At 67.2% G+C, this 24802-nt stretch carries 23 protein-coding genes, 1 tRNA gene, 1 pseudogene and 1 other annotated feature; of the genes and pseudogenes, 10 read left to right on the top strand and 15 right to left on the bottom strand.

Annotation, left to right across the window (positions count from 1 at the left end):
• Positions 1 to 134 precede the first annotated feature (134 nt).
• Positions 135 to 1372: pseudogene (locus ON31_RS09535) on the top strand (IS3 family transposase).
• Positions 421 to 549: a sequence feature (AL1L pseudoknot), on the top strand. It overlaps the preceding pseudogene by 129 nt.
• Before the next feature lie 491 nt (positions 1373 to 1863).
• On the opposite strand, the gene ON31_RS09530 reads toward ON31_RS09535, so the two are convergent.
• The 4 genes from ON31_RS09530 to ON31_RS09515 form a co-directional block, all read right to left on the bottom strand.
• A tRNA-Val gene (locus ON31_RS09530) sits at positions 1864 to 1935 on the bottom strand.
• A 29-nt stretch (positions 1936 to 1964) separates the two neighbouring features.
• The gene (locus ON31_RS09525; protein WP_029932672.1) at positions 1965 to 2429 is read right to left on the bottom strand and encodes a peroxiredoxin; all 465 of its coding nucleotides are present in this window, start codon (positions 2427 to 2429) and stop codon (positions 1965 to 1967) included.
• A gap of 82 nt (positions 2430 to 2511) precedes the next feature.
• Positions 2512 to 2934, bottom strand: a complete 423-nt coding sequence (locus tag ON31_RS09520; RefSeq protein ID WP_029932673.1) for a DUF3052 domain-containing protein — start codon at positions 2932 to 2934, stop codon at positions 2512 to 2514.
• A gap of 107 nt (positions 2935 to 3041) precedes the next feature.
• Positions 3042 to 3599: an Rv2240c family protein gene (locus ON31_RS09515; protein ID WP_039811663.1), complete on the bottom strand. Its 558-nt coding sequence runs from the start codon at positions 3597 to 3599 to the stop codon at positions 3042 to 3044.
• A gap of 213 nt (positions 3600 to 3812) precedes the next feature.
• On the opposite strand from ON31_RS09515, the gene aceE reads away from it, so the two are divergent.
• The 7 genes from aceE (at position 3813) to dctA (ending at position 13802) form a co-directional block, all read left to right on the top strand.
• Complete coding sequence (gene aceE, locus ON31_RS09510; protein ID WP_081592322.1) at positions 3813 to 6683, top strand: pyruvate dehydrogenase (acetyl-transferring), homodimeric type; 2871 nt, start codon at positions 3813 to 3815, stop codon at positions 6681 to 6683.
• Between the two features lie 45 nt (positions 6684 to 6728).
• Positions 6729 to 8027, top strand: coding sequence for a PucR family transcriptional regulator (locus tag ON31_RS09505; protein ID WP_370450475.1), 1299 nt, complete (start codon positions 6729 to 6731; stop codon positions 8025 to 8027).
• Positions 8028 to 8155: 128 nt separating this feature from the next.
• Positions 8156 to 9070: an ACP S-malonyltransferase gene (locus ON31_RS09500; protein WP_029932677.1), complete on the top strand. Its 915-nt coding sequence runs from the start codon at positions 8156 to 8158 to the stop codon at positions 9068 to 9070.
• Between the two features lie 108 nt (positions 9071 to 9178).
• Positions 9179 to 9478 (top strand): meromycolate extension acyl carrier protein AcpM, encoded by a 300-nt coding sequence (gene acpM, locus ON31_RS09495; RefSeq protein WP_029932678.1) that lies wholly within the window; start codon positions 9179 to 9181, stop codon positions 9476 to 9478.
• 11 nt (positions 9479 to 9489) lie between these two features.
• Entirely contained in the window at positions 9490 to 10740 is a 1251-nt protein-coding gene (locus tag ON31_RS09490) for a KasA/KasB family beta-ketoacyl-ACP synthase (protein WP_039811658.1), read from the top strand.
• A 129-nt stretch (positions 10741 to 10869) separates the two neighbouring features.
• A complete protein-coding gene (locus tag ON31_RS09485; RefSeq protein WP_039811656.1) occupies positions 10870 to 12303 on the top strand; it encodes an acyl-CoA carboxylase subunit beta in 1434 nt (477 codons plus the stop codon).
• A gap of 140 nt (positions 12304 to 12443) precedes the next feature.
• Positions 12444 to 13802 carry a C4-dicarboxylate transporter DctA gene (gene dctA / locus ON31_RS09480; RefSeq protein WP_039811654.1) on the top strand — a complete coding sequence of 453 codons (1359 nt, stop codon included), beginning with the start codon at positions 12444 to 12446 and terminating at the stop codon, positions 13800 to 13802.
• A 6-nt stretch (positions 13803 to 13808) separates the two neighbouring features.
• On the opposite strand, the gene ehuA is transcribed toward dctA, so the two are convergent.
• The 8 genes from ehuA to ON31_RS09440 all read right to left on the bottom strand — a co-directional run bounded on the left by ehuA (position 13809) and on the right by ON31_RS09440 (position 19415).
• Positions 13809 to 14573: an ectoine/hydroxyectoine ABC transporter ATP-binding protein EhuA gene (gene ehuA, locus ON31_RS09475; protein WP_039811724.1), complete on the bottom strand. Its 765-nt coding sequence runs from the start codon at positions 14571 to 14573 to the stop codon at positions 13809 to 13811.
• A gap of 52 nt (positions 14574 to 14625) precedes the next feature.
• On the bottom strand, positions 14626 to 15303 hold the full coding sequence (gene ehuD / locus ON31_RS09470) for an ectoine/hydroxyectoine ABC transporter permease subunit EhuD (protein WP_039811721.1): 678 nt from the start codon (positions 15301 to 15303) through the stop codon (positions 14626 to 14628).
• Positions 15303 to 16019, bottom strand: a complete 717-nt coding sequence (locus tag ON31_RS09465) for an amino acid ABC transporter permease (protein ID WP_039811652.1) — start codon at positions 16017 to 16019, stop codon at positions 15303 to 15305. Before ON31_RS09465 ends, ehuD begins: the two co-directional genes overlap by 1 nt.
• 7 nt (positions 16020 to 16026) lie before the next feature.
• Positions 16027 to 16914, bottom strand: coding sequence for an ectoine/hydroxyectoine ABC transporter substrate-binding protein EhuB (gene ehuB / locus ON31_RS09460; protein ID WP_051037028.1), 888 nt, complete (start codon positions 16912 to 16914; stop codon positions 16027 to 16029).
• A gap of 129 nt (positions 16915 to 17043) precedes the next feature.
• Positions 17044 to 17454 (bottom strand): hypothetical protein, encoded by a 411-nt coding sequence (locus ON31_RS09455; protein WP_039811650.1) that lies wholly within the window; start codon positions 17452 to 17454, stop codon positions 17044 to 17046.
• A 52-nt stretch (positions 17455 to 17506) separates the two neighbouring features.
• A complete protein-coding gene (locus tag ON31_RS09450; RefSeq protein WP_029932687.1) occupies positions 17507 to 18040 on the bottom strand; it encodes a DUF3145 domain-containing protein in 534 nt (177 codons plus the stop codon).
• Between the two features lie 161 nt (positions 18041 to 18201).
• Positions 18202 to 19014 carry a serine hydrolase domain-containing protein gene (locus ON31_RS09445; protein WP_039811648.1) on the bottom strand — a complete coding sequence of 271 codons (813 nt, stop codon included), beginning with the start codon at positions 19012 to 19014 and terminating at the stop codon, positions 18202 to 18204.
• 50 nt (positions 19015 to 19064) lie between these two features.
• Positions 19065 to 19415, bottom strand: coding sequence for a MerR family transcriptional regulator (locus tag ON31_RS09440; RefSeq protein WP_039811645.1), 351 nt, complete (start codon positions 19413 to 19415; stop codon positions 19065 to 19067).
• A gap of 114 nt (positions 19416 to 19529) precedes the next feature.
• Between ON31_RS09440 and ON31_RS09435 the strand changes: the two genes are divergently transcribed.
• Positions 19530 to 20300, top strand: coding sequence for an alpha/beta fold hydrolase (locus tag ON31_RS09435; RefSeq protein WP_039811643.1), 771 nt, complete (start codon positions 19530 to 19532; stop codon positions 20298 to 20300).
• A 35-nt stretch (positions 20301 to 20335) separates the two neighbouring features.
• Here ON31_RS09435 and ON31_RS09430 read toward each other — a convergent pair whose 3' ends face one another.
• Positions 20336 to 21769, bottom strand: coding sequence for an amino acid permease (locus tag ON31_RS09430; protein WP_051037027.1), 1434 nt, complete (start codon positions 21767 to 21769; stop codon positions 20336 to 20338).
• Between the two features lie 50 nt (positions 21770 to 21819).
• Here ON31_RS09430 and ON31_RS09425 point away from each other — a divergent pair, with 50 nt between their 5' ends.
• Positions 21820 to 23013: a serine hydrolase domain-containing protein gene (locus tag ON31_RS09425; protein WP_039811640.1), complete on the top strand. Its 1194-nt coding sequence runs from the start codon at positions 21820 to 21822 to the stop codon at positions 23011 to 23013.
• 7 nt (positions 23014 to 23020) lie between these two features.
• Here the strand turns inward: ON31_RS09425 and ON31_RS09420 are convergent, their stop codons facing one another.
• Together ON31_RS09420 and ON31_RS09415 are read right to left on the bottom strand one after the other, a co-directional pair.
• Positions 23021 to 23596 (bottom strand): DinB family protein, encoded by a 576-nt coding sequence (locus ON31_RS09420; RefSeq protein ID WP_039811637.1) that lies wholly within the window; start codon positions 23594 to 23596, stop codon positions 23021 to 23023.
• Between the two features lie 77 nt (positions 23597 to 23673).
• A complete protein-coding gene (locus ON31_RS09415) occupies positions 23674 to 24738 on the bottom strand; it encodes a phosphotransferase family protein (RefSeq protein WP_081592330.1) in 1065 nt (354 codons plus the stop codon).
• Between the last annotated feature and the right edge of the window lie 64 nt (positions 24739 to 24802).

Here is a 24802-nt window from a genome sequence, read left to right as displayed (position 1 = left end):
GTGTTGAACACCGGCCGAGCTGACACACGACTCCCAGACAGTGAAAGTCTGATGTGTTGAGAATCTGTCGCGACAAGATGTTGAACCGTCACGGGTTGGGGGCCGCTTCTTCCTAGTGGAAGATGGTTCCCATCATGACGAAGCGTTACCCGCCCGGGGTTCGCGAGCAGGCCGTCCGTCTGGTCTTGGAGCGTCTCGATGAGTTCGAGTCCCCGTATGCCGCCGCCCGCGCGATCGGCACGTTGGTGGACGTACATTACGAGACGTTGCGGGTGTGGGTGAAGAAGGCGCTCGCCCAAGGTGCCTCGCCGGCCGGCAAGGCCGGTGCGGGGTTGTCGGCGGCCGAGCGTGAGGAGCTGACGCGGCTGCGTAAAGAGGTCCGAGATCTCAAGCAGGCCAACGACATTCTGAAAGCTGCCTCGGCTTTTTCGCGCGGGAACTCGACCCGCGACACCGTTGATCGTCGGGTTCATCGACGAATACCGTCAGGTCTTCGGTGTCGAGTCGATCTGCCGTGCGCTCTCGGCGCACGGAATCCAGATCGCGCTGCGGACCTATCGCAAGGCCCGACGCCGACCGGCGGCAATGCGTGATATCGCAGATGCGCACCTGGAGAACGCATTACGCGATCTGAAGGGCAAGCCCGAGGAAATGTATGGCCGCAGGAAAATGACCCGCTACCTGCGCCGCCACGGCCACGACGTCGCGTTCTGCACTGTGGACAGGGTCATGCGCGAGCTCGGCATGAACGGGATCGTGCGCGGCCGCAAGCTGCGTACCACGATCCCGGCCAAGGACGGGATCCGCGCCGGTGACAAGCTCAATCACGACTTCACCGCCGCCGTACCGAATCTGGGTCGCCGATTTCACCTACGTGTCGACCTGGACCGGATGGGCGTATGTGGCGTTCGTGTTCGACGCCTACTCCCGTGCCATCGTCGGCTGGACCACCGCCGCGACGAAAACGACGTCGCTGGTGTCCAAGGCCCTCAACATGGCCGTGTGGCGGCGTGATCATTACGGGCATCCGATCGAGCCCGGACTGATCCACCACAGCGATGCCGGGTCGCAATACACGTCGGTGAAGTTCACTGAATCACTTGCTATGCAAGGACTCTCAGCGTCGATAGGCTCGGTCGGTGATGCCTACGACAACGCTCTGGCTGAATCGATCATCGGGTTGTTCAAGACCGAGGTCGCGAATCGGCACGGCCCGTTCAAGACGCTCACCGAGGTCGAGTTCGCGCTCATGGAATGGGCCGACTGGTACAACAACGCCCGCCTGCACTCGCGGCTGGGCTACCTCAGTCCGGCCGAATACGAAGCCGCGTACTACTCTCAACAATCGCCACGCCGACCGGCGCTGGTCTGAATCCGAAGCCGGTCCCTTATCCGTGACGGTTCACCATGCCGTTCCAACTTCTCGAGGATGGTGCCAGTGTTCTTCACTCGGCTCGTTGGCGTCCATCCCAGTTCCACCTGCACTCGATCGACGACAGCTCCGAGAACTTCGCCGTAGCAGAGGAGCAGATCCTGCAGCATCGTGAGGTCAGCGGGCGTCGGCCCACCGACAGTTAACAGCCACTGCCCGAGCTTTTCGATCTGTGACTTGGAGTATGGCAAGGTCACCTGGTGGTTTTACCATGCTTATCGAACCAGAGCATCCGCGTTTTCGTTCAGATGGCGTCTAGGCGTGTGGCCCCGCCACTCACTCTGTCTCTGGTCCCGATCACCCCCGACGTCCAGGGCAGCCCCATCGGCTATTGCATAGCTAGCAACTGCTGCTACACGTATGCCAACACGAATCGAGCACTAGATCGAAGCTGATACACGAAACCCAGGCATGGCCTGGGTTTTCGAGGGTGGGCGCAGAGGGGTTCGAACCCCCGACCGCTGGTGTGTAAAACCAGTGCTCTACCACTGAGCTATACGCCCTCGGGGCGCCGGTGGACCGGCGCGACGGTTTATGAATCTAGCGCGGCGAGCGCTTTCTCCCAAGCTGCCTGGTCACGGGGCTCTCCGGGGCCGTTCATTTCGGAGAATTGGATGATGCCGTCCTTGTCTACGACGAAGGTGCCGCGGTTGGGGTAGCCGGACTTCTCGTTGAAGACGCCGTAGGACTGGGCTACGGCGCCGTGGGGCCAGAAGTCGGAGAGGAGGGGGAAGGTGTAGCCTTGCTCGGCGGCCCAGATCTTGTGGGTGGGCGGGGGGCCTACCGAGATGGCGAGGATTTCGGCGTTGTCGTTCTGGAACTTCGGCAGTTCGTCGCGGACCTTGCAGAGTTCGCCCTGGCAGATGCCGGTGAAGGCGAGAGGGTAGAAGACGATGAGGACGTTCTTCTCGCCTCGGTAGCTCGACAGGGTGACTTCCTGGTTGTTCTGGTCCTTCAGGGTGAAGTCCGGGGCGAGCGTACCGACCTCTAGCGGCATACGGTGAACCTCCATCGGATTCGGGCTTACGGCGGGCGGGCACGGTCGCCCGCCCGATCGAAAACCTTAGCGAAGGCAGGGATCAGCGCTGCTTCGAGGGCGTCTTGGGTTGGGTCAGCTTGGTGCCGGTCCAACTACCCAGGCTGACCGGGGTGGTCGAATTCAGGCCCGCAGACGGTGCGGACTCGGCGATCTCACTGGGATCGACGTGGCCGGGCTGGCCGGTCTTGGGGGTGAGCACCCAGACGATGCCGTCGTCGGCCAGGGGGGTGATCACATTGAGCAGTTCGTCGACCAGGTCTCCGTCACCGTCCCGCCACCAGAGCAGCACGACCTCGACCACCTCGTCGGTGTCCTCGTCGAGGAGCTCCGAACCGATGGTCTCCTCGATCGAGTTCCGCAGCGTGTCGTCGGTATCTTCGTCCCAGCCCAGTTCCTGTACCACCATGCCGTGCGAGATGCCAAGCTTCTGAGCGTAATTCTGCGCGTCCGCCGCGGCGACCACGGTGGTGTCCTCCTCGAGTCCCGACAATAGGTAGTTGCAAGCGAACATGGTTAAGAGCCTCAGCGCAAGCCGATCGGCCGAAATCGCCGAGGAAATTGTCGCGAGTGTTATCGGGCCGGGCAGGCGTCGCGGACCGCGTTGAGGGCGTCGTTGACCTTCTTGCTGGCGTCGTTGAGCGCCGCGACCGGGGAGGTGTAGGTCATGACGCGGGCCTGGGCGGCAAGCTCTCGAGCAGCGTTCACGTAATCGGTGAGCTTCTGCGCGAGGTCCGGGGGCAGCGCCTCGCCCGCCTCCTGCACGCGCGTCTCGACGGTCCGCGCGGCATCCTCGATCGTGTTCGCGGCGGTGTCTCGTTTGGCCGCGTAGTCCGGCGCATTTGCGTCATGGGCATCGACGAACTCGTTGTAGCGCGTCACCGCGGGACCGGTGGTGTCCCGGAACGGATCGCAGTTGTCGGCGATCGCCTTGGCCTGTGCGGCCGCCCGGCGCGACGAGGTGGCCGCCGCCGAACTCGACGACGCCTCAGCGCGATACGACGTAACCTGGGCCTCGTTGGCCGTCGGTGTGCCCTCGATGCGATCGGCACATCCCGCGACCGCTAGACCAGCGGTTACCGCCAGGCTCGCACAGACCAGACCGAACCCCCGCGGGTTCAGCAGCTTCATCGATCCTCCCGGTTCGACTGCCATGACGGTTCCCTACCGAACCGTACTGGATTTCCGGCTGACATGATGATCCAGGACGCATCGTGCACGAGGATGTGAGATGCGCCCTAGAAACCATCGTGAACGGGTACCCGCCGACCAGCGGTCACCCGGGGTAATGACGCCACGCTTGTCCCACCCCATGTACGAGGAGCAAATGTCTTGACCGACCTGATGCACCCCATTTCTTCGTCGAGTCCTACAAACGGGCCGGCACGCAATCGCCCGGCGGGGGGCCGGGTCCGAGTGATCCGCGAGGGGGTGGCGTCATACCTGCCGGACATCGATCCGGAAGAGACCAGCGAATGGCTCGAGTCCTTCGACGAGATGCTCGAGCGCGAAGGACCTGGCCGGGCGCGCTACCTGATGCTGCGGCTGCTCGAACGCGCCGGTGAACGCCGTGTCGCGATTCCCGCACTGACCTCCACCGACTACGTCAACACCATCCCCACCGAGAACGAGCCCTGGTTCCCCGGCGACGAAGAGGTCGAACGCCGCTACCGGGCCTGGATCCGCTGGAACGCGGCCGTCATGGTGCACCGCGCGCAGCGGCCCGGAATCGGTGTCGGCGGCCATATCTCGACCTACGCCTCCTCCGCCGCGCTCTACGAAGTCGGCTTCAACCACTTCTTCCGCGGCAAGGACCATCCCGGCGGCGGCGACCAGGTGTTCATCCAGGGGCACGCCTCCCCCGGCATCTACGCCCGCGCCTACCTCGAGGGACGGCTGTCCGAGGATCAGCTCGACGGCTTCCGCCAGGAGTACTCGCACGGCGGCCCGGGCCGCGGCCTGTCGTCGTACCCGCATCCGCGGCTCATGCCGGACTTCTGGGAATTCCCCACGGTGTCCATGGGCCTGGGCCCGATGAACGCCATCTACCAGGCGCGGTTCAACCACTACCTGAACGACCGCGGTATCAAGGACACCTCCGATCAGCACGTGTGGGCGTTCCTGGGCGACGGCGAGATGGACGAGCCGGAATCGCGCGGCCTCATCCAGGTGGCGGCCAACGAGGGCCTGGACAACCTGACCTTCGTGATCAACTGCAACCTGCAGCGCCTGGACGGCCCGGTGCGCGGCAACGGCAAGATCATTCAGGAGCTGGAGTCGTTCTTCCGCGGCGCCGGCTGGAACGTCATCAAGGTCGTGTGGGGCCGCGAGTGGGACTCCCTGCTCCAGGCCGACCGCGACGGCGCGCTGGTGAACCTGATGAACTCCACGCCCGACGGCGACTACCAGACCTACAAGGCCAATGACGGCGCGTACGTGCGCGAGCACTTCTTCGGGCGCGATCCGCGCACCAAGGAGCTGGTGAAGGGGCTGTCCGACAGCGATATCTGGAACCTCAAGCGCGGCGGCCACGACTACCGCAAGATCTACGCGGCCTATGCGGCGGCCATGGCCCACAAGGGGCAGCCGACGGTCATCCTGGCCAAGACCATCAAGGGCTACGGTCTGGGCAAGCACTTCGAGGCGCGCAACGCCACGCACCAGATGAAGAAGATGACCCTGGACGATCTGAAGGCGTTCCGCGACGTGCAGCGCATTCCGATCACCGACGCCGAACTCGAGGCCAACCCGTACCTGCCGCCGTACTACCACCCCGGCCAGGACGATCCGGCCATCCAGTACATGATGGACCGCCGCAACTCCCTCGGCGGTTTCGTGCCCGAGCGCCGCACCAAGGCCAAGCCGCTGCAGCTGCCGGGCGATGAGCCGTACCGCTCCATCCGCAAGGGCTCCGGCAAGCAGAACGTGGCCACCACCATGGCTTTCGTGCGCCTGATGAAGGAACTGCTGCGCGACAAGGAGATCGGCAAGCGGATCGTGCCGATCATTCCCGACGAGGCCCGCACCTTCGGTATGGACTCGTGGTTCCCGTCGTTGAAGATCTACAACCGCAACGGCCAGCTGTACACGTCGGTCGACGCGGAACTGATGCTCGCCTACAAGGAGTCGAGCGTCGGGCAGATCCTGCACGAGGGCATCAACGAGGCCGGTTCGACCTCGTCGTTCACGGCGGTGGGCACCTCGTACGCCACCCAGGGCGAGCCGATGATCCCGCTCTACATCTTCTACTCGATGTTCGGATTCCAGCGCACCGGCGACGGCCTGTGGGCGGCGGCGGACCAGATGGCGCGCGGATTCGTCCTCGGGGCGACCGCCGGGCGGACCACGCTGACCGGTGAGGGACTACAGCACAACGACGGTCACTCGCTGCTGCTGGCGTCCACCAACCCGGCCTGCGTGCCGTACGACCCCGCCTTCGCCTACGAGATCGCCCACATCGTGCGCGACGGCCTGCGCCGCATGTACGGCGGCGGTGTCTCCTCGGGCTACCAGGAGGCGCTGCCGGGCACCGACCCGGAGACGCACTCGCGCCACCACGAGTTCGGCGGCGAGGACATCTTCTACTACATCACCCTGTACAACGAGCCGCAGTCGCAGCCCGCGGAGCCCGACGACCTGGATGTGGAGGGCCTGCTCAAGGGCATCTACCTCTACAAGAAGGGCGGTGCGGGTGATGTTCGCGCGCAGATCCTGGTGGCGGGTGTGACCATGCCCGACGGCCTGCGCGCCCAGGAGATCCTGGCGGAGGAGTGGGGCGTACAGGCCGACGTGTGGTCGGTGACCTCGTGGGGTGAACTCCGCAAGGAGGCGCTCGCAGGCGAGATCGCCAAGCTGCACAACCCGACCGCCGAGCCGACCGTGCCCTATGTGACCAAGGTGCTGTCGCAGGCCGAGGGCCCGTTCGTGGCCGCCTCGGACTGGATGCGGGCGGTGCCGGATCAGATCCGCCAGTGGGTTCCGGGCGATTACATCACCCTCGGCACCGACGGTTTCGGCTTCTCCGACACCCGCCCGGCCGCGCGCCGCGTATTCAACGTGGACGCGCAGTCGATCGTGGTGGCAGCGCTGTCGGGGCTGGCGAAGGCCGGGAAGATCGATGCGGGCAAGGTCGCCGAGGCGGCCGCGCGCTACCGCATCGACGACGTGAACGCCGCGCCGAAGGCGGCACCGGGTACCGAGGGCGGCGACGCATAACGGACGATAGGCATCGTGGAACGTAAACCGCCGAGGCCGCGCCGGATTTCCGAGAGCACCTCCTCCCACGAGGTGTATCTACCCACCGGCGCGCTCTCCCCGAATCGGCAGACCCGCGACCCGCTCCCGGACACGCTCCTCAAGCGGGTGAAGCAGTTCTCCGGTCGACTCTCGACCGAGGCCGTGGCGTCCATGCAGGATCGGCTGCCGTTCTTCGCCAATCTGGACGCCGCCCAGCGGGCCGGGGTGCAGATGCTGGTGCAGACGGCGGTGGTGAACTTCCTCGAATGGCTACAGGACCCGGAAAGCGATATCCGGTTCAGTCTGGACGCTTTCCAGGTCATCCCGGACGATCTGGCGCGGCGGCTCACGCTGCGCCAGACCGTCGACATGGTCCGGGTGGCCATGGAGTTCTTCGAACAGTGGCTGCCCGCGCTGGCGCGCAACGACCGGCAGCTGGTGGCGCTCACCGAGGCGGTGCTGCGATACGGGCGTGAGCTCGGTTTCGCGGCCGCCTCGGTGTACGCCAGCGCCGCGGAATCGCGGGGCGCGTGGGACACCCGGCTGGAGGCCCTGGTGGTCGACGCCGTGGTGCGCGGCGATACCGGGCCCGAAATGCTCTCGCGCGCGGCCACATTGAACTGGGACGCCACCGCGCCCGCCACGGTGCTGGTGGGCACGCCCCCGAACGACCAGATGACCGTGGTGGGTTCGGTGCACGGCATCGCCGCCCGGCACGGTCGCGCGGCGCTGGCCGTGGTGCAGGGTTCGCGGCTGGTGATGGTGGTGAGCGGACATCTGGGCGACACCATGTATCCCTCGCCGTTCCTGGCGGACCTGCTCACCGAGGTGTTCTCCGAGGGCCCGGTGGTGATCGGACCGACCACGCGCACCCTGTCCGCGGCGCATGTGAGCGCGGTGGAGGCGATGGCCGGTATGGAGGCCGTGGTGGGCTGGCGGGGTGCGCCACGCCCGGTGCACGCGTCCGAACTCCTGCCGGAACGGGCACTGCTCGGCGATCGGGCCGCCGTGGACGCCCTGAACGAGAGTCTTGTGCTACCGTTGGCCGCCGCCGGGGCAGCGCTGTCCGACACCTTGGACGCCTACCTGGACTGCGGTGGAGCCGTCGAGACCTGCGCCCGCCAGCTGTACGTTCATCCAAATACCGTCCGCTATCGGTTGAAGCGAATCGCCGATATCACGGGACGGGATCCGATGAATCCGCGGGACGCCTATGTGCTCCGGATCGCCGCCACCATAGGTCGGCTGACACGAACCCGTAACGAATCGCCTACTTCAGCCTCAGAAGCGACTCCCGTCACAGATCCGAAAGATGGGATGTAACGCGATCCGGGAATCGGGCGATCCGGACAACTCACTTGCGCTTTTGTAGAGTCCACACAAAAGCACCCGCCAAGCTTCATTCGCGCCGACATCTCTGGAGACCCGCCTCACAGTGTTCTCTTAGAGGCGTGATCGCGTTGTTCGCCCCAGGACAGGGCTCTCAGACACCCGGCATGCTCTCCCCGTGGCTCGAACTGCCCGGTGCGGCCGACCGCATCGAGCTGTGGTCGAAAGCCTCGGGGCTGGACCTGCTGCGATTGGGCACCACGGCGACCGCCGAGGAGATCACCGATACGGCGGTGACTCAGCCGTTGGTCGTCGCGGCCGCCCTGTTGGCTTTCGCGGAAATCCCGCAGGACTCGCTTCCCGCGGATACGATCGTCGCCGGTCATTCGGTCGGCGAACTCGCCGCCGCTGCCGTCGCCGGAGTCATCTCCGCCGATGACGCGGTGGCCCTGGCCGCCATCCGCGGTGCGGAGATGGCCAAAGCTTGCGCACTCGAACCGACCGGCATGTCGGCGGTGCTCGGCGGTGACGAAGCCGCCGTGCTCGCCCGGCTCGACGAGCTGGACCTCGTTCCGGCCAACCGCAACGCGGTGGGCCAGATCGTGGCGGCGGGCCGGTTGGACGCCCTCGCGGAACTCGCGGCGAATCCCCCGGAGAAGGCCCGGATTCGCGCGCTGCCCGTGGCGGGCGCCTTCCACACCGCGTTCATGGCTCCGGCCCAGGACGCCGTGACGAAGGCCATTTCCACGATCACCCCGGGTGAACCGACCCGGGTGCTGCTGTCGAACTTCGACGGCAAACCGGTCGCCTCCGGTCAGGACGCGATCGACAAGCTCGCCGCCCAGGTCACCCGACCCGTGCGGTGGGACCTGTGTAACGAAACCGTGCGCGCGAGCGGTGTATCCGCGGTAGCGGAGCTGCCGCCCGCGGGCACCCTGGTGGGTATCGCCAAGCGGGAGCTGAAGGGTACGCCGAATCTGGCGCTCAAAACCCCGGCCGACCTCCCCGCGCTGGCCGAACTCACGACCAAGGACTAGCTTGGCCTGCGGCCTCCGGCCCGATCGTCAACGGCGACATCGGTGTACAGCCGCAAACCGGAAGAACACCACCAATCCCACAACAAGAATCACGAAGGGAGCCACGAAGTGGCCGCTCTGACCCAGGAACAGATCGTCGAAGAGCTCGGCAAGATCATCGAAGAGGTGACCGGTATCGAGCCCTCCGAGGTGACGATCGAGAAGTCCTTCGTCGATGACCTGGACATCGACTCCCTGTCGATGGTCGAGATCGCGGTGCAGACCGAGGACAAGTACGGCGTCAAGATCCCGGACGAGGATCTGGCCAGCCTGAAGACCGTCGGCGACGCCGTGGCTTACATCCAGAAGCTCGAGGCCGAGAACAGCGAAGCGGCCGCGGAGCTCAAGGCGAAGTTCGGTAGCGAGTAAAGGCCGACATCGTGACCACTCCTTCCACCCGGAACGGGAATTTCCCCAACGTCGTCGTCACCAGCATGGCGGCGACCACATCGATCGCAGGCGACGTTGATGCGACCTGGAAGGGCCTGCTCAACGGCGAAAGCGGCATCGATGTCCTCGAGGACGATTTCGTCGCCGAGTACGACCTTCCGGTCCGCATCGGCGGCCACCTGAAGGTTTCGCCGGACACCCTGCTCAGCCGGGTCGAGATTCGCCGGATGGCGTATGTCGAGCGGCTGGCGACCGTACTCGGTCGCGAGGTGTGGAAGAACGCCGGTTCCCCCGAGGTCGACCCGCTGCGGCTGGGTGTGGCCATCGGTACCGGTCTCGGCGGCGGTGACGCGCTGATCGATTCGGTGGACAAGCTGAAGAACGGCGGCTATCGCAAGATCTCGCCGCTGGCCGTTCAGATGGTCATGCCGAACGGCCCGTCCGCCGTCGTCGGTCTCGAACTCCAGGCCAGGGCAGGAGTGGTCACTCCGGTCTCGGCGTGTTCGTCGGGTTCGGAGGCCATCGCGAACGCGTGGCGCATGATCGTCATGGGTGATGCCGACATGGTCGTCACCGGTGGTGTCGAGGGCTTCATCGACTCGGTGCCGATCGCCGCCTTCTCGATGATGCGGGCCATGTCGACCCGCAACGACGACCCGAAGGGTGCCTCGCGTCCGTTCGACTCCGAACGCGACGGTTTCGTCTTCGGTGAGGCCGGTGCGCTCATGGTCATCGAGACCGAGGAGCACGCCAAGGCTCGTGGAGCCACCATCCACGCCCGACTGCTGGGCGCGGGTATCACCTCCGACGGCTTCCACCTGGTCGCCCCGGATCCGGAAGGTTCCGGTGCGGCGCGTGCGATGCAGCGTGCCATGCAGACCGCCGGTCTGTCCGCACAGGACATCACCCATGTCAACGCCCACGCGACCGCCACCCCTATCGGTGACACCGCGGAGGCCAAGGCGATTCACAAGGCGGGCGTCCAGCACGCCTCGGTGTACGCACCCAAGTCCGCCCTGGGCCACTCGATCGGCGCCGTGGGCGCGCTCGAGTCGGTGCTCACGGTCCTCAGCATCCGGGACGGCATCGTCCCCCCGACGCTGAACCTGGAGAACCAGGATCCGGAGATCGACCTGGATGTCGTGAAGGGCGAGGCTCGCCGTCAGGACATCGAGTACGCGATCAACAACTCGTTCGGTTTCGGTGGGCACAATGTCGCGCTCGCCTTCGGCCGGTACTGACGACACCGGTCGTTAGCCAAGCGGTCCCGGCGGGGTCTCGGCAAGAGATCCCGCCGCCGAAACCACCGCCGGGACTTCGACATTCGCAGCCGCTCTCAGCGACCGCGCTTCCTTTCACAGGAGTTCGCGATGACCATCATGGCTCCCGCGCATGCGGATACCACCACGACCGATCCCCGCGATCCGCTGGGCCGGTTGCAGCGCTTCTTCGATCCCGGAACCGTGCTGCCCCTGCACCCCCGCGACAAGTCCGGCGTGCTCGCCGCCATCGGTGAGGTCGACGGCGTGCGCACGGTGGCCTACTGCTCGGACGCCACCGTCATGGGCGGTGCGATGGGCGTCGAGGGCTGCAAACACATCGTCGATGCGATCGACACCGCCATCGACTCCAAGATTCCCGTTGTCGGCCTGTGGCATTCGGGTGGCGCCCGCCTCGCGGAAGGGGTGGAGGCGCTGCACGCGGTCGGCCTGGTCTTCGAGGCCATGGTCCGCGCGTCCGGACAGGTCCCCCAGATTTCCGTGGTGCTCGGCTTCGCCGCCGGTGGCGCCGCCTACGGTCCCGCGCTGACCGATATCGTGATCATGGCTCCCGAAGGGCGCGTCTTCGTCACCGGCCCGGATGTGGTCCGCAGTGTGACCGGCGAGAATGTGGACATGGCGACCCTGGGCGGTCCGATCACCCACGGCAAGAAGTCCGGCGTCTGCCATATCGTCGCCGACGACGAGTCCGATGCCATGCACCGCGCCCGCCGCCTGGTCTCGATGTTCGCCGAGCAGGGCGAGTTCGATATGACCGCGGCCGCGCACGGCGACGTCGACCTCAAGGCCATGCTGCCGGAGTCGGCCAAGCGCGCCTACGACGTCAAGCCACTCATCCACGAACTGCTCGACAATGTGGACGGCGAAAGCTCCTTCGAGGAATTGCAGGGCGGTTACGCCCGCTCCATCGTCACCGGTCTGGGTCGCCTCGGCGGTCGCACCGTGGGCGTGCTGGCCAACAACCCGATTCGCATGGGCGGCTGCCTCAACTCCGAAAGCGCCGAGAAGGCAGCGCGTTTCGTGCGCCTGTGCAACGCCTTCGGCATTCCGATGGTCGTCGTGACCGATGTGCCCGGCTACCTGCCCGGCGTGAGCATGGAGTGGGAGGGCGTGGTGCGCCGCGGCGCGAAGCTGCTGCACGCCTTCGCCGAGGCCCGCGTCCCGCGCGTCACCCTGGTGACCCGCAAGATCTACGGCGGCGCGTACATCGCCATGAACGCCCGCTCGCTCGGCGCCACCGCGGTCTATGCCTGGCCCGGCTCCGAGGTCGCGGTCATGGGCGCCAAGGCCGCCGTCGGCATCCTGCACAAGAAGGCGCTCGCCGCGGCTCCCGAGGAGGAGCGCGAGGCCCTGCTCGAGCGCCTGACCGCCGAACACGAGGCCATTGCCGGCGGTGTCGGCCGCGCGCTGTCCATCGGCGTGGTGGACGAGGTCATCGACCCGGCCAAGACCCGATCGACCATCGCGGCGGCCCTGGCCGCGGCCCCGTCCCGGCCGCAGCACAACAAGAACATCCCGCTGTAAACGGAACGGCGAACCCGGAACGGGGCGGTCTCATCCGAGGCCGCCCCGTTCCGCATTCCCCGGGCAAATCGTCGGATGTTCTTCATAACTGGCAACAGCGGCGATACGGCGCCGATACACGGTGCCCCTAGCGTGCACGCATGTCCGCAACCCTGGAGAGAACCGACGAATCCGCTCCCGCCGCCCGATCGCCCTGGTACTCCTCGCTGTTCGTACAGCTGCTGGTGGCCGTGGTCGCCGGAATCACCGTCGGCGCGCTGTGGCCGGATCTCGGCGCCGATCTGAAACCGCTGGGCGACGGATTCATCAAGCTCATCAAGATGGTGATCGCGCCCATCGTGTTCTGCACGGTGGTGCTCGGCATCGCCCACATCGGGAATCTGAAGTCGGTGGGGCGCATCGGCATCAAAGCGCTGATCTACTTCGAGGCGGTCACCACCTTCGCGCTGATCTTCGGGCTGGTGGTGGGCAATCTGGTGCGGCCGGGCGCGGGGTTCAGCATCGACCCGGAGACGCTCGCCACCGGCGCCGAGGCGGTGGCGCAGAAGACCGGTGACGGGGAGCTGCCGCATACGGTCGAATTCCTGCTCAACATCATCCCGGCCTCGCTGGTGTCGGCCTTCGCGGAGAACCAACTGCTCCAAGTGCTGTTCATCGCTGTGCTGTTCGGGTTGGCGCTGGCCAAGTTCGGCGAGAACGGGCCGCCGGTGGTACTGGAGCTGATCGACCACGTCAGCCGCATCCTGTTCATCGTGATCGGTTGGATCATGCGGCTGTCCCCGCTGGGCGCGTTCGGCGCGATGGCCTACATCATCGGGCAGTACGGGCTGCGGTCACTGGGCAGCTATGCCAAGCTGATCGCCTGCTGCTACGGGGCTGCCGCGCTGTTTCTGCTGGTGCTGGCGGTGATCACCCGGGTGTTCGCCGGGGTGAGCTTCTGGAAGCTGTTGCGCTACATCAAGGATGAGCTGTTCGTGGCTCTGGGCACCGCGTCCACCGAGGTGGTGCTGCCCCGCATCATGACCAAGCTCATCGACGCCGGGGCCTCCCGGGCGACCACGGGTCTCGTTGTCCCGACCGGATATTCGTTCAATCTGGACGGTGCGACGCTGTATCTGGCCATCTGCGTGCTGTTCCTGTCGCAGGCGGTCGGCGTGGATCTGACGCTGGGTGAGCAGATCACCGCGCTGCTGGTGCTCATGCTGACCTCGAAGGGGATGGCGGGGGTGCCGGGCTCGTCCTTCCTGGCGCTGTCGGCCACCATCAGCGCCATCGGGCACGGCTCCATTCCCGTTGCGGCCGTGGCGATTCTGCTCGGCGCGGACCGCATCATGGATTCCATGCGGGTGTCGGTGAACCTGCTCGGCAATTGCGTCGCCACCTTGGTGGTCGCCAACTGGGAAGGGCAACTCGACCGCGAGCGGCTCGCCCTGGTGCTGGACGGCAAGGAAGTGCCGCCGCTGGACGAGCCGGATCCCATGGCCTCCCGGCGGGACTAGCCTCCCTCACTCCCGGTCCAGGACGGCGTGCAGGAATTCACGGGTGCGCGGGTGGTCGGGCTCGCTGAAGATCTTCTCCGGCGCGCCGTCCTCGATGATGCGGCCGGAGTCGAGCACCATGACGCGGTCGGAGCTGGTTCGGGCGAAACGCATTTCGTGGGTGACACACAGGAAGGTGATGTCGGTGTCGGCGGCGATGTCGGCGAGCAGGCCGAGTACGCCGGTGACCAGTTCGGGGTCGAGAGCGGAGGTGACCTCGTCCAGCAGCAGCACCTTGGGGTCCATGGCCAGGGCGCGGGCGATGGCGACACGCTGCTGCTGACCGCCGGAGAGCTGGGTGGGGTGTGCCTTCACCTTGTCGGCCAGCCCGACCATGCCCAGCAACTCCACGGCGCGCGCCTCGGCCTCCTCTTTCGAACGGCCCAGGCTTCGGATCTGGCCCTCGGTGATATTGCGCAGCACGTTCATATTCGGGAACAGGTTGAACTGCTGGAACACCATGCCGATGTGGCGGCGCGCGTGCCGCAGATGCTTCTCGTCGGCGGGCACCAGTTTCCCGCGCCGCTCCATATGGCTGAGCGGTTCCCCGGCGACCTCGATGGTGCCGGAGGTGACCCGCTCCAGGGTCATGAGCAGGCGCAGCACCGTCGTCTTGCCGGAGCCCGACGGTCCGATGAGGGTGACGAATTCCCCCGGCGCGACCGCGAAGTCGAGCGCCTCCAGGCACCTCACCTCGCCGTAGCGCTTCACCACGTCGTTGAAGCGGATCATGGGCTCGGAGCCGCCGCCCACGACGGCGACGGCGGATTCAGACGCTAGGGATTCAGATGCTTCCGACACGGCGTTCCAGCTTTCGTACCAGGAGGGAGCAGGGATAGCTCAGCATGAGGAAGGTGAGGCCGACCGCGAACCACGCCTCCGGTCCGGCACCGCCGGTGTTGGCGGCGTAGACGGTCTTCACCTGATAGACCATGTCGAGCACGACGATAGAGGACAGCAGCGGCACCTCTTTGAACATGGCGATGGTGTAGTTGCCGAGCGCGGGCAACACCCGCGGAATCGCCTGCGGCAGCACCACATCGGTCCAGGTGCGGGTGCGCGGCAGATTCAGCGCCGTGGCCGCCTCCCATTGGGCGCGCGGCACCGCGTCGATACCGGCGCGGTACACCTCGGAGGTGTAGCAGGCGTAGTGCACGCCCAGGGCGGCCACACCCACCAGCAGGCGCTGGGTCTCGATCGGCAGCTCGCCCAGCAACGGCGGGCGAACCACCCAGTACAGCACGAAGATCTGCACCAGCAGCGGTGTGCTGCGCACGAATTCGATGAACAGCCAGAGCGCCTGGGTGACCACGGGGATGCCCAGGCGGCCGATGACGGCGAAGAGCAACCCCAGCGTGTAGGCGACCAACGAACCCAGCAGGGTGAACTGGATGGTGACCTTCAGGCCGTCGAGAATGTAGGGGAAGGCGTCGAAGAACCGGTCCCACTGCCACTTTTCCATCAGACCGCCACCGTCCGCACGCCACGCCACGTCGCCTGGCGACCGACTCGCCGGGCCGCCAGCATCTCCACCACACGCATGATCGCCGTGACCGCCACCGCGATCAGCAGATAGAACACCAGCTCGATGGCATAGATCAGGCCGAGTTCCTGCGAGAACTCCGGTACCGCGCGCAGTTCATCGGTCTTCTTGAAGATCTCGGGTGCGGCGATGAAGCTCAGCAGGGCCGTACTCTTCACCAGTTGGATGAACAGCGTATTGAACGAGGGCACCATCTCGACCACGGCCTGCGGCAGCACTACCCGCCACATGCGTTGCCACGGAGACAGATTCAGTGCCACCGAGGCGTCGATCTGCCCGCGCGGCACGGATTGGATGGCGCCGCGCACGATTTCGGCACCGTAGGCGCCGTGGTTGAGCCCGAGCACCATGATGCCGATGTACAGCAGCCCTTCGGCCGTCGCACCGAGCGCCACCCCGAGGAAGATGGGCAGCGCGACCGCGAAGAAGAACAGCTGCACGACCTCGGAACTGCCGCGGAACCCCTCCACGTAGACCCGCGTCACGAAGCGCACCGAGCGCCGCGGCGAGAGCAACGCGATACCCGCCGTGAATGACAGCACGATGGTGAGCGCGATGCCGCCGACCGTCGCCCACAGCGTTAACGGCAGACCGGCGAGCATCCGCTCCAGGTAGATCGAGATATTGTCGGACACGGAATTATCAGGCCGTGCAGTACGACTCGGTGGTCATGGCGGGATCGGGCTCATTGGCGGCGGTCAGGCCGTACGGCTCCACCAATTGCAGCCACTCCCCGCTCTCGTGCAGGGCACGCAGTTCGCGGTTGAAGTCCTCGCGGAACTCGTCGTCGTCCAGGCGGAAGTTGAAGGTGCCGACGTCCGGGCGGTCGCTGAAGTTGAAGGACGGGGTGACCTCCAGTCCCGCACCGGGGTTGTTCTTCACCAGCCAGGAGGCGGTGACGTCGAGGATGGCGGCGCCGTAGACGTCGCCGTTGTCGACGGCACGCAGGATGTCGTCCTGCTTCGCCATGGGCTCGATCAGGTTGCCGGGCACACCGGCCTGTTCGGCGTAGCCGTTCTCCACCGCTCCACCGAGGGTGGCGACGCGGACGTTCTCCCGGGTGATGTCCTCGAACCGGGTGATATTGCGGGGGTTGCCCTCCGGCACCATGAAGGCCGAGCCGACCTGGTAGTCCGGGATGGCGAAGTCGGAGTTCTCGCAGCGCTCCGGGTTGATGAACATACCGGCGGCGACGAAAGCGTAGTTCTGGGCGCGCAGGCCGTCGATGAGACCGCCGAAGTCGGTGACCACGCCCTCGACCTCGTCGATGCCGAGCCTCTTCAGCACGGCGCGGGCGACGGTCGGCGCGTAGCCGGTCAGCTCACCGTTCTCGTCGAGGTAGGCCCAGGGGGCCTCGTTGGCGAATCCGACCTTGATGCGGCCGGAGGACTTGGCATCGGCGTAGGTGGTGGCGGCCGCGTCGTCGCCGCCGACACCGCAGCCCGTGACGGCGAGCAGCGCCGCGGCGGTGAGAGCCAGGATCGGGCGCAGGCGGCCGCGCGGTCGCCCGCTCGTCGGCGATGTCCGCACCGTCCGTCGGGATGGAATGGCCCATTGTATGAATCGTGTCCGCATAGACAGTCGAGCCTTGCGCATCGACTTTGCGATCAGACCGTCGATTGATTTGCGGCTGTGTGACGGACGACACGCGGCCGTCGTCTACGAGTAGAGGTGGATCTGGTCGGCGGACTCGTTCTGGCTGCCGCACTCCTGGTACGGATTGGGATCGCCCTGCCGTTCGGCGCAGACCCAGCGGATATTGTCGACGGTGACGGCGATATCCCCTTCGGGCTGGGAATCGCGTTGTGCCGCATACTCGTTCACTACCTCGAGGGCCATGGCGCAGAAGTCCGGACCCTTGGTGGTGTAGACGACGACCGACAGGCCCCAGGGGCCGGTTCCGCACTGTACGGGTTCGCCGGGCAGCGGGGTGGCGGGCCTGGTCGACGTGGCGGAGGTTGTTGTCGAACTCGTGACGGACGACTCCGAGGTGGAATCGTCACCGCAGCCCGTCACCGCGACCAGGGCGACGGCCAGACCGGCCAGCGCCGATGCTCCGACGCCTCGCATACGCACTCCTCTCTCTCGAACTGCTCCCTATCGAGCGTCCAGCAGCAGGCGTTCAGCCGACATCGCGGCGCAGCCAGGTGACCTCCGCGCCCTCACCGCCGAGGCGGAAGGGCTCGAGCGCGTCGTCCCAGGCGGTGCCGAGCGCGCGGTCGATATCGGCGGCGATGTCGGCGGCGGTGTGGCGACCCGCGCCGCGGGCCTGTTCGACAATGGCGCGCAGGCGCATCTCGCCGACCACCACATCGCCGCTGGCGGACGTCGCGCCGTTCCAGAGGCCGAGGCCGGGAACGAAGCAGTAGCGTTCGCCGTCGACGCCCTCACTGGGGTTCTCGGTGACCTCGAAATAGAGTACCGGCCAATCCCGCAATGCCCTGGCTAATCTACTGGCGGTGCCGACCGGTCCGTACCAGTCGATGGTCGCCCGCAATTGCCCGTCGGCCGCGGGCTGCGCCGTCCAGCGCAGTTTGGCGGGAGCCTTGAGGGTGGAGGTGAGCGTCCATTCGATGTGCGGGCACAGCGCGGCCGGCGACGAGTGGATGTAGACGACACCCGACGTCGCGTCGGCGAACTGACTCGATGCGCGCACCACTAACACCTCCGGCTTCGACGGGGACGTCTTCCCCAACGACCCTCCGAGCCGGCGTTGCCCGAGTTTACTGGAGTGCCCGGTGTTACGGGTGTTACTTATCCGACGTGTCGCGAGTCCGCGCGTGTCCGATGCGGCAACCAGGCAGACCCGCGCGACGCCTAGCCGAACTCGGCGATGACGGCATCACTGAGGGTCGGCCACGCCGCACGGGCCCAGTCACCGAAATTCTCATCCGCCAGCGCGAGACACGCCATACCGATAGCCGGATCGACCCACAGGAACGTGCCCGACTGCCCGAAATGCCCATAGGTACGAGGCGAATTCGCGCCTCCGGTCCAGTGCGGGGCCTTGTGGTCGCGGATTTCGAACCCGAGCCCCCAGTCGTTGGGACGCTGCGAGCCGTAGCCGGGAAGAATCCCATTGCGATCCGGGAATTGCACTGTGTTTGCTTCGCCGAGCAATTCCGCACTTACCAGACGCGGGTTCAGCAATTCCTCAGCGAAGCGCAGCAGATCTGCTACCGAGGACCGTGCGGCATGCCCGGCCGCACCGGCCAGCACCGACGAGCGCATACCCAGCGGCTCGAAGACCGCCTCGTGCAGGTAGCGGTCGAACGCAATCCCGGACTGTTCGGCCACGAATTCGGCCAGCACCTCGAACCCCGCGCTCGAATAGATCCGCCGCGCCCCCGGCTGCGCCACCACCTGCGTGGTGTCGAACGCATACCCCGAGGTGTGCGCCAGCAGATGCCGCACCGTCGACCCCTCCGGCCCGGCGGGCTGATCGAGTTCGACGGCCCCCTCCTCCACCCCCACCAGAACCGCGTACGCCACAAGCGGTTTGGTCACCGAAGCGAGCGCGAACACCCGATCCGCATCCCCTTCCCGGTCCACCACCCCCTTGCCGTTCACGACCACACCCGCGGCCGCATGCCGGACCGGCCACTGTCGAATCTGTTCCAGCGCTCGCACCCCTCGAGCCTACGAGTTCCACACCGGCGCGGGGGCGCACGGGTGCGGATTCAGTGTCGATCGTGCGCCGCGTCGTGGTGTCGGGCCAGCAGGGAACGCCGGCGTGCGAGGGTGGCGATCTCGTCGTCGAGGCGAGCGAGGCCGTCGCGGATGACCGCGCGGGAGTGGTCGCAGTGGGCGAAGCCGGTCTCGGTGACGCAGGGCAGCAGGGCGTGGATGGCGGCGGTGTTCAGGCCCGCGTCGAGGAGTTCGCGAATACGCGCCACCCGGGCGACGGCGGTCTCGGGGTAGACGCGGTAACCGTTGGCGTCCCGGCGGGCGACCAGCAGCCCCTGCTCCTCGTAGTAGCGCAGCAGCCGGGGACTCACGCCGGTGGCGCGCGACAGTTCACCGATCAGCACGTCGGCCCGCCGTGGGTGCGGCGCGGTGGTTCCGAGTGCTGTGTTCCCGAGCGCTGTGTTCCCGAGCACCGGGGCTTGACCCTCACATCCATGTCAATCCCTAACGTCGCCGCCATGACGACGATTCCACTCACCACCACCGTGACCGGCTCCGGACCCGCCATCGTGCTCGCGCACGGTGCCAGCGGCGGCATCGAGGCCAATTTCGGATCACTGATCCCCTTGCTCGCGACCGACCACATGGTCATCGGGTCGGACTACCCGGACGACGACACCCCGTTGGAACTCGACGCGCTGGCCGACGCACTGGTCGCCGCGGCCGTCGAGGCCGGAGCCGAGGAGTTCGCGATCATCGCCTATTCGCTCGGGACCGCGGTGGCCGTGCGAGCGGCGATACGGCATCCGGAGCGGGTGCGCGGGCTGGTGCTGGCCGCCGGATTCGCCCGCGCCGACCATCGGGCGGTGCTCACCATGCACCAGTGGCGGCAGACCCTGGCGGCCGGGGATACAGACGCCTTCGCGCGGATCGCGCTGCTGGGCGGATTCGCCGCCGACTTCGTCAATTCCCTCTCCCCCGAGCAGCTCTCGGCCGTGCTCGAGCAGACCGCCGCGCGGGTACCGGGAGGCACCGCCGCCCAGGCGGACCTGGTGACGCGGGTGGACACCACCGCCGACCTCCCCCGCGTCCGGGTGCCGACACTGTCCATCGGCGCGCGCGACGATCTGCTGATCGATCCGGCGGGCGCACGCCGGTTGGCCGCCGAGATTCCCGGAGCCGAGTACCTCGAAGTGCCCGCCGGGCATGTGCTGATGGTGGAGCGGCCCGATGCCTGGCACAGTGCCGTACTCGACTTCGTGCGGCACCGGATCCCGGTGCGCGCCTGAGATTCTCGTCTGCGCGCCTCAGATTGTCGTCGCGACTACGGCCGCGCGACGGTCGGGTCGTGGGTGGCAGCGACCGTCAGCCGGGAGCGGCGGCGGCCGTAGCCGAAGTAGACGAACAGGCCGAAGGCGGTCCACAGGGTGAACGCCAGCCAGGTGACGCCGGGCAGGCGCAGCAGCAGCCAGGCGCACATGCCGATGCCGAGAACCGGGACCAGCGGCACCAGGGTCCGGAAGGTGCGAGGCAGGTCGGGCTTGGTGCGGCGCAGCACCAGCACGCCGATGTTGACCAAGCCGAAGGAGACCAGGGTGCCGATATTGGTGGCGTTCACCAGTTCTCCGAGCGGAACCAGTGCGGCCAGCACCGACACCACGCCGCCGACGATGAGGATATTGAGGGTCGGCACCCGCTTGCCGCCGACCCGCGACAGCACCCGCGGCATGAGCCCGTCGCGGGACATGGAGACCAGGATGCGGGTCTGCCCGTAGAGCACGGTCAGCACCACCGAGGCGATGGCGATCACCGCACCGGCCGCCAGCACGGTCGCGGGCCAGCCCGCACCGGTCACCCGCTCCAGCACGGTGGCCAGCGAGGCCCCCGAACCGCTCACCTCGTCCACTCCGACCGCGCCGACCGCGGTCAGCGCCACCAGCACGTACACCACGGTGACGATGCCGAGTGAGATCACGATGGCGCGCGGCAGATCCCGCTGCGGATTCTTGGCCTCCTCACCGGCGGTGGAGGCGGCGTCGAAACCGATGAAGGAGAAGAACACCATGGACGCCGCCGAGGTGATGCCCGCGATCCCGGCCGGGGCGAAGGGCGCGAGATTGCCGGAGTCGAAGGCCGTGACCGCGACGACCACGAAGAAGACCAGCACGGCGATCTTGAGCAGTGTGGTGAAGGTGGTGACGCGGGCGCTCTCCTTGATGCCGTCCAACAACACGGCGGTGGCGATCAACACCACGACCGCGGCGGGCAGGTTCACGATCCCACCCTCGCTGGGCGCGGCGGCCAGCGCGTCGGGAATGCGCCAGCCGATGGTGCCCGCGAGGAATTCGTTCAGATACGCACCCCAGCCGACCGCGACGGCCGCCACCGAGACGCCGTACTCCAGCAGCAGGCACCAGCCGCACACCCAGGCGACGATCTCGCCGAGGGTGGCGTAGGTGTAGGAGTAGGCCGAACCCGAGACCGGCACCGCACCGGCCAGCTCCGCATACGACAGCGCCGAGAACAGCGCCGCCAGCGCGGCGAGCGCGAAGGACACCACTACGGCCGGTCCCGCCAGCGGTGCGGCCTCCCCCAAGACGACGAAGATGCCGGTGCCCAGTGTCGCGCCGACCGACAGCGCGATGAGCGAGATCAGCCCGAGGCTGCGCCGCAGCTGAGAGTGCTCGCCGTCGGCGGCCAGCTGTTCGACGGGTTTGGTGCGCAGCAACGATGCGGTGAATCGACTGAGTCCGGGCACGTGCGGCCACGCTACCCGGTGATAACCGGCCGGTTACCATCGGTTGCACCATGAGTGAGATTCCCCAGATCCACGGCGAGGTGGACACCGGCTTCGGCCCCGTCGCCGACGCCTTTCGGCGCAACTTCACCCGGCACGGCGAGATCGGGGCGGCGGTGGCCGTGTACGCCGGTGACCGACCGGTGGTGGATCTGTGGGCGGGGCATCGGGATCGCCGGCGCTCGGTGCCGTGGGAGCGCGACACCATGGCCCCGGTGTTCTCCTCCACCAAGGGCATGGCGGCCTTCGTCGTCGCCGCGGCGGTCTCGCGGGGATGGCTCGACTACGAGACGCCGGTGGCCGAGTACTGGCCGGAGTTCGCCGCGCACGGCAAGGAGTCCATCACCGTCCGGCAGCTGATCGACCACCAGGCCGGGCTGGCGGCGCTGGACCGCACGGTGCGGCTGCGGGAGCTGGACGACCTCGATCGGCTGGCCGAGATCCTGGCGGAGCAGAAACCGTTGTGGCGGCCCGGAACCCGGCACGGCTACCACCCGATCACGGCCGGGCTCTACCAGACGGAGCTGATCCGCCGGGTGGATCCGCGGGGGCGCACCCTGGGCAAGGTGTTCGCCGAGGACTTCGCCGCGCCACTGGGTCTGGACTTCCACATCGGGCTGCCCGAGCAGGTGTCGATGGACGGCATCGCGACGCTGTCGGGTACCCGGGGCCTGGACGTGCTGCGCTACGAACGCGATCTGCCGGTGCGCATCGGCATACAGCTGGCGGTGCAGCGCGGCCTGTCGTATCGGGCGCTGAGCAGCCCCCGCACCGGCGCTCCGGAGCGCGCGGCCCGCCGGGAGTTCCTGTCCAAGGAACTGCCCGGTTCCAGCGGTGTCGGCACCGCCCGCTCGCTGGCCCGCGTCTACGGTGCGGCGGCGGCCCGCACCGGAGAGCTCCCGATCGACCAGGACCTCATCGACCGGCTCGGCGCCGCCGACACCGCCGACGACGTACCGGCCGACGACCTGATCCTGCTCACCCGCAGCCGCTACCACCTCGGCTTCCGGAAATCTTGCGGCGCTTTCCGTTTCGGCACCGACAAGCGCGCCTACGGCACCACCGGCCTCGGCGGCTCATTCGGTTTCGCCGATCCGGCAACGGGTCTCGGCTTCGGCTACGCCATGAACCGGCTCGGCCTGGCGGTGCTCGACGACGCGCGCGCCCGCAATCTGCGCACGGCGCTGCGGGCCTGCGTCGCCTGATTCCGGCTCAGGCGCGCACGTCGTGGACGTGGTGGACCAGGTCGTGCAGGAAGTAGCGGCCCAGGGTGTCGACGGTGAACTGGGAGCCGTTGCTGCGGCGGGCCACCCGCGCGCGCTGGTCGGCGGGCACGGATTCGTAGGCGCGGGCCGCTGATTCGGCGGCGGCGCCGAGTTCGGCGGCGACGGCGGCGGGACTCTGGGCCGCGTAATCGTCGGCCTCGGCGGTGATGTCCTGATCCCAGTTGGCGAACATCGGAACGCCCGCGTCGACGGTGACGCTCGGATCGTAACCGGAGATGACCGGGCCGGGGACGGCGGCCGCCGCCAGTGTGATGCCGAGGCGGTGGGTCATGATGCGGCACACGTCGCGCACATGGGCGGCGTATTCCAGGGTGGACCAGGTCGATTCGTCCGGGCGGACCCGGACGTCCGGGCGTTCGAGCGCCGCGGCGATGCGGACGGCGCTCGCCCGCACCAGGCCCGGAACGGCCTCGTAGGGGGTGGCGGCGGGGTCGAATCCACAGTCGACGCAGGCGCGTTCGAGGACCCAGGTCCAGTCCTTGGTATCGGGAACGATCGGCATGCCGAAAACTTATCCTGGCAAAAGTTTTTCGGCCACCAATTTCCTGCCACCCCTCGGCAAGATTCCGACAGTGCCGGTCACTCCATCAGCCGGTGCGCCTTCTCGAACAGCTCCAGGGTGATGGCGTGCAGGAAATCGCCGACCTGTTTGGGCGCCTTCCCAGCGAAGGCGCGGGCGTGGGTGCCCTCCAGCACGATGCCGAGCTTGAAGCAGGCCAGCACCGTGTACCAGGTGACATCGCTCAGGTCGCGGTCGGAGAACCGGCCGTAGTGGGCGGTCATCTCCTCCGGCGTGGGGAGGCCGCCGACCGCGCCCAGGCTGCCGACCAGGGCCGCGCCCGTGGTGCCGGGTTCGGGGCGGGTGGCGATCTGCCAGCCCAGGTCCAGCAGCGGGTCGCCGATGGTGGACATCTCCCAGTCGACCATGGCCACCACCTCGGGACCATCGAAGGAGAACATCATATTGGCGAGGTGGCAGTCGCCGTGCAGGATGCCGGGCCGCCACCGAGCGGGACGGTTGCGGTCGAGCCAGTCCCCGACGCGCTCCACGCCCGGGATCTCCGGCCCCGGGTAGCCCGCATTGGCGCTGTAGGAGTCGAGCTCCTTCAGCCAGCGCGGCACCTGACGTTCCAGGAAGCCCTCCGGCTTGCCGTAGTCGCTCAGCCCGAGCGCCTCATGGTCGAGGGAGCCGAGGCGGGCAATGGCCTCCACCGCCGACAGACCCATCTGCCGCCGCACCTCGGGATCACCCGCGTGCAGCTCGGGCAGTTCATTCTGCGGGTTGAAGCCGACGACCGGCTCCATGAGGTAAAAGGACGCACCGAGCACGGAGTCGTCGGGGCAGGCGGCGATCACCCGGGGTGCGCGGATACCGGTGCCGTCGAGCGCGCCGAGAATGCGCGATTCGCGATTGATGACGGAATTGCTGGCCGCTCGCAGATGCTTGGGACCGCGCCGCAGCACATAGTCGCGGTCGCCGCGACGGAAGCGCAGCATGATGTTCTGGGTGCCGCCGCCGAGCGGTCGCACATCCTCGAATTCCCCGCCGGGCAAGCCCTGCTCATCCATCCACTTCCCGATGATCGCGAAGTCGACGACATCTCGATCCACTGCGACCGGCTGCACTTCAGACATGCCCCACATTGTGCCGCAGCCGTCCAGCACAACTGAAGGCATATGCCAGCAGAAGTGGCGGTGGCCATGTTCA

The sequence above is a fragment of the Nocardia otitidiscaviarum NBRC 14405 genome (assembly GCF_000308635.1).
Taxonomy (GTDB): domain Bacteria; phylum Actinomycetota; class Actinomycetes; order Mycobacteriales; family Mycobacteriaceae; genus Nocardia; species Nocardia otitidiscaviarum.
Note: the sequence above shows the minus strand (reverse complement) of the source record. Positions and strands in the feature narration are given on the sequence as shown.

Excerpts from the sequence above, each read along its gene's own strand:
- ON31_RS09485 (WP_039811656.1), top strand. The coding sequence starts at position 10,870 with ATGACCATCATGGCTCCCGCGCATGCGGATACCACCACGACCGATCCC.
- ON31_RS09415 (WP_081592330.1), bottom strand. The coding sequence starts at position 24,738 with ATGTGGGGCATGTCTGAAGTGCAGCCGGTCGCAGTGGATCGAGATGTC.
- ON31_RS09420 (WP_039811637.1), bottom strand. The coding sequence starts at position 23,596 with ATGCCGATCGTTCCCGATACCAAGGACTGGACCTGGGTCCTCGAACGC.
- aceE (WP_081592322.1), top strand. The coding sequence starts at position 3,813 with ATGCACCCCATTTCTTCGTCGAGTCCTACAAACGGGCCGGCACGCAAT.
- ON31_RS09435 (WP_039811643.1), top strand. The coding sequence starts at position 19,530 with ATGACGACGATTCCACTCACCACCACCGTGACCGGCTCCGGACCCGCC.
- ON31_RS09425 (WP_039811640.1), top strand. The coding sequence starts at position 21,820 with ATGAGTGAGATTCCCCAGATCCACGGCGAGGTGGACACCGGCTTCGGC.
- ehuA (WP_039811724.1), bottom strand. The coding sequence starts at position 14,573 with ATGATCCGCTTCAACGACGTGGTGAAGCGCTACGGCGAGGTGAGGTGC.
- ON31_RS09525 (WP_029932672.1), bottom strand. The coding sequence starts at position 2,429 with ATGCCGCTAGAGGTCGGTACGCTCGCCCCGGACTTCACCCTGAAGGAC.
- ON31_RS09515 (WP_039811663.1), bottom strand. The coding sequence starts at position 3,599 with ATGAAGCTGCTGAACCCGCGGGGGTTCGGTCTGGTCTGTGCGAGCCTG.
- dctA (WP_039811654.1), top strand. The coding sequence starts at position 12,444 with ATGTCCGCAACCCTGGAGAGAACCGACGAATCCGCTCCCGCCGCCCGA.
- ehuD (WP_039811721.1), bottom strand. The coding sequence starts at position 15,303 with ATGGAAAAGTGGCAGTGGGACCGGTTCTTCGACGCCTTCCCCTACATT.
- ON31_RS09455 (WP_039811650.1), bottom strand. The coding sequence starts at position 17,454 with ATGCGAGGCGTCGGAGCATCGGCGCTGGCCGGTCTGGCCGTCGCCCTG.